General features: G+C 65.7%; 5 protein-coding genes. All 5 read left to right on the forward strand.

Annotated features, from left to right (window positions below; translation table 11 throughout):
- The coding region (locus tag ACNPP0_RS22035) for an ABC transporter ATP-binding protein (protein ID WP_448707005.1) at positions 1–797 on the forward strand (797 nt) is incomplete at its 5' end.
- Positions 794–1,606 (forward strand): ABC transporter permease, encoded by an 813-nt coding sequence (locus tag ACNPP0_RS22040; RefSeq protein WP_332609054.1) that lies wholly within the window; start codon positions 794–796, stop codon positions 1,604–1,606. The genes ACNPP0_RS22035 and ACNPP0_RS22040, both read left to right, overlap by 4 nt.
- Positions 1,607–1,611: 5 nt before the next feature.
- Positions 1,612–1,857, forward strand: a complete 246-nt coding sequence (locus ACNPP0_RS22045; protein ID WP_046805270.1) for a BolA family protein — start codon at positions 1,612–1,614, stop codon at positions 1,855–1,857.
- Positions 1,857–3,125, forward strand: coding sequence for a UDP-N-acetylglucosamine 1-carboxyvinyltransferase (murA, locus tag ACNPP0_RS22050; protein ID WP_448707006.1), 1,269 nt, complete (start codon positions 1,857–1,859; stop codon positions 3,123–3,125). The genes ACNPP0_RS22045 and murA overlap by 1 nt, the downstream gene beginning before the upstream one ends.
- A 76-nt stretch (positions 3,126–3,201) precedes the next feature.
- The gene (hisG, locus tag ACNPP0_RS22055) at positions 3,202–3,876 is read left to right on the forward strand and encodes an ATP phosphoribosyltransferase (RefSeq protein WP_046805268.1); all 675 of its coding nucleotides are present in this window, start codon (positions 3,202–3,204) and stop codon (positions 3,874–3,876) included.
- Positions 3,877–3,884: the final 8 nt, after the last annotated feature.

The raw sequence follows: 3,884 nt of genomic DNA on the forward strand, positions 1-3,884 counted from the left end.
TAGAAAACGTCTCCAAGATCTACTCGCCGCGTGTGCGCGGCTGGCAGAAGTTGCTTGGGCGCACCCCCGCCGCCGGCTTTCAAGCGCTGGACAATGTCAGCCTGAATATCGAGCACGGCGAATTCTTCGGCCTGCTCGGGCCGAACGGCGCGGGCAAGACCTCGTTGATTTCCATTCTTGCCGGCCTGGCGCATGCCACGTCGGGGCGCGCCAGCGTCTGTGGGTACGACGTCGTCGCCGACTACAAGTCGGCGCGGCGTTCGCTGGGCGTGGTGCCGCAAGAGCTGGTTTACGACCCGTTCTTCACGGTGCGCGAAACGCTGCGCATCCAGTCCGGCTACTTCGGCCTGCGCAACAACGACGACTGGATCGACGAAATTCTGTTCAACCTGGGCCTGGCCGACAAGGCCGACAACAACATGCGCGCGCTGTCGGGCGGCATGAAGCGCCGCGTGCTGGTGGCGCAGGCCCTGGTGCACAGGCCGCCGGTCATCGTGCTGGACGAACCCACCGCCGGCGTTGACGTTGACCTGCGCCGCACGCTGTGGGAGTTCATCTCGCGCCTGAACAAGGCTGGCCACACCATCATGCTGACCACGCACTACCTGGAAGAAGCGGAAGCCCTGTGCGGCCGCATCGCCATGCTCAAGCGCGGCCGCATCGTGGCGCTGGACACCACGCAGGCGCTGATGGCGCGCGTGGGCGGCGTCGACCTGGAAGACGCGTTCGTGCGCATCATGCACCAGGGTGATGAACCCGCCGCGCCCGCCCTGCAACCCGAAGAGATCTCGTCATGACGCAGCCCAACGCGACCGCCAGCCAGCCGCTGGTGCAGCCCCGCCTGGACGCGGGCTCCGGCTTTCCGACCCTGCTGCGCAAGGAATTGCTGCGCTTCTGGAAGGTGGGTTTCCAGACCATTGCCGCGCCCGTCATCACGGCACTGCTGTACCTGCTGGTCTTCGCGCACGTGCTGGAAGGGCGCCTGATGGTGTATGGCACCGTGCCGTACACCGCGTTCCTGATTCCCGGCCTGATGATGATGAGCATGTTGCAGAACGCGTTTGCCAACCCATCTTCGTCGCTGATCCAAAGCCGCATCACGGGCAACCTGGTGTTCATGCTGCTGCCGCCGCTGTCGCACCGTGACATCTTCGGCGCGTTCGTGCTGGCGGCCGTGGTGCGCGGCCTGACCGTGGGCGTGTTCGTGTGGTTCGTCGCGCTGTGCTTTGTGTCGCTGGTGCCGGCCAACCCGCTGTGGCTGCTGGTGTTCGCGGTGCTGTCCTGCGGCATCATGGCCGTGCTGGGCGTGGTGGCGGGCCTGTGGTCCGAAAAGTTCGACCAGCTGGCCGCCTTCCAGAACTTTCTGATCATGCCCGCGACGTTCCTGTCCGGCGTGTTCTATTCCATACACACCCTGCCGCCTTTCTGGCAGGCCGTGTCCCACTGGAACCCCATCTTCTACGCCATCGACGGCTTCCGCTACGGATTCTTCTCGGTGTCGGACGTCTCGCCCTGGCGCAGCCTGGCGGTGGTGACGGGGGTATTCCTGGCACTCTCGCTTTACGCGCTGCGGCTTCTGGCCAGCGGCTACAAACTCAGGAACTGACGTCCATGCTTCCCACTCCCGCGCAAGTCCGCCAATACATCGCGGACGGCCTGTCCTGTGAACATCTTGACGTGCAAGGCGACGGCTCGCACTTCGACGCCGTCATCGTCAGCGCGGCCTTTGAAGGCAAACGCCTGATCCAGCGTCATCAAATGGTTTATGCCGCGCTGGGCGACCGCATGAAGGCCGAGATCCACGCGCTGTCGATGCGCACGCTGACACCTGACGAATACCAGCAAGCAGGCAAGTAATGGATAAATTGCGCATCACCGGCGGCTCGCCGTTACACGGCGAGGTCTCGATATCCGGCGCCAAGAATTCCGCGCTGCCGATCCTGTGCGCCAGCCTGTTGACGGCCGACGCGCTGACGCTGACCAACGTGCCGCACCTGAACGACACCGCCACGATGCTGCGCCTGCTGGCGCGCATGGGCGTGCAGGCGCAGCGCGGCGCCGACGGCGTCGTCACCTTGCAGGCCAACCGCGTCGACAGCCTGGAAGCGCCCTACGAACTGGTCAAGACGATGCGCGCATCGATCCTGGTGCTGGGCCCGCTGCTGGCACGCTTTGGCGAGGCGCGCGTCAGCCTGCCCGGCGGCTGCACCATCGGCCAGCGCCCCGTCGACCAGCACATCAAGGGCCTGGCCGCGCTGGGCGCGCAGATCAGCATTGAACACGGCTTTGTGGTGGCGCGGGCCAAGCGCCTGAAGGGCGCCTCCGTGCGCACCGACATGGTCACCGTCACCGGCACCGAAAACCTGCTGATGGCCGCCGTGCTGGCCGACGGCCAGACCGTGCTTGAAAACGGCGCCTGCGAACCGGAAATCGTGGACCTGGCCGAACTGCTCATCAAGATGGGCGCGCGCATCCAGGGGCATGGCACCGGTCGCATCGTGATCGACGGCGTTGAACGGCTGCACGGCGCCGAACACCGCGTCATTTCCGACCGCATCGAAGCCGGCACCTTCCTGTGCGCCGTGGGCGCGGCCGGCGGCGACATCCTGCTGAAGAACACCGACCCCGCCATCCTGGGCGCCACGCTGGACAAGCTGACCGAAGCCGGCCTGACGATCGAAACCGGCCCCGACTGGATACGCGGCGCGATGTCCGCGCGCCCCAAGGCCGTGGGTTTTCGCACGCACGAATACCCCGGCTTCGCCACCGACATGCAGGCCCAGCTCATGGCGCTGAACGCCGTGGCGGACGGCACCTCGGTCATCGTCGAGACCATCTTCGAGAACCGCTACATGCACGTGCAGGAATTGCGCCGCATGGGCGCCGACATCGACATCGACGGCCACACCGCCGTGGTCCGCGGCGTGCAGCGCCTGTCGGGCGCCACCGTCATGGCCACCGACCTGCGCGCGTCCGCCAGCCTGGTCATCGCCGGCCTGGCGGCCGACGGCGACACGCTGGTGGACCGCATCTATCACCTGGATCGTGGCTACGACCAGATGGAAGTGAAACTACGCGCCCTGGGCGCGAATATCCAACGCGTTACCGGCAAGGAACAGGCATGAAATTTAATCGCCCCCACGCTGCGCCTTCGGCTTGCTGCCCCCCGGGTGGGTCCGTTCATTTTGAGGCGGCTCGGCAATGAACAATGCCACGATGAAGCCCCTGACCCTGGCGCTGTCCAAGGGCCGGATTTTTGAAGAAACCATGCCGTTGCTGGCCGAAGCCGGCATCGAAGTCACGGAAAGCCCGGAAAGCTCGCGCAAGCTGATTTTGCCCACCAGCGACCCCGGCCTGCGCCTGATCATCGTGCGCGCCTCGGACGTGCCCACCTACGTGCAGTACGGCGCGGCGGACCTGGGCATCGCGGGCAAGGACGTGCTGATCGAGCACGCCAAGGAACAGCCCGGTGGCCTGTACCAACCCATCGACCTGAACATCGCCAAGTGCCGCCTGGCCGTGGCCGTGCGCAACGGCTTTGACTACGAAGGCGCGGTGCACCAGGGCGCGCGTCTGCGCGTCGCCACCAAATACGTGCACTCAGCCCGTGAACACTTCGCGGCCAAGGGTGTGTACGTGGACATCATCAAGCTGTATGGTTCGATGGAATTGGCGCCGCTGGTCGGCCTGGCCGACTGCATCGTGGACCTGGTGTCCACCGGTGGCACGCTGCGCGCCAACGACCTGGTCGCGGTCGAAGACGTCATGCCGATTTCATCGCGCCTGATCGTCAACCAGGCCGCGCTCAAGACTCGCGGCGCCCGCCTGCAACCCTTGCTGGACGCCTTCGAAAGAGCCGCCTCCCGCAACGCCTGACCTCCGCG

The sequence above is a fragment of the Achromobacter semiaridum genome, assembly GCF_053543755.1.

Excerpts from the sequence above, each read along its gene's own strand:
- ACNPP0_RS22040 (WP_332609054.1), top strand. The coding sequence starts at position 794 with ATGACGCAGCCCAACGCGACCGCCAGCCAGCCGCTGGTGCAGCCCCGC.
- ACNPP0_RS22045 (WP_046805270.1), top strand. The coding sequence starts at position 1,612 with ATGCTTCCCACTCCCGCGCAAGTCCGCCAATACATCGCGGACGGCCTG.
- murA (WP_448707006.1), top strand. The coding sequence starts at position 1,857 with ATGGATAAATTGCGCATCACCGGCGGCTCGCCGTTACACGGCGAGGTC.
- hisG (WP_046805268.1), top strand. The coding sequence starts at position 3,202 with ATGAACAATGCCACGATGAAGCCCCTGACCCTGGCGCTGTCCAAGGGC.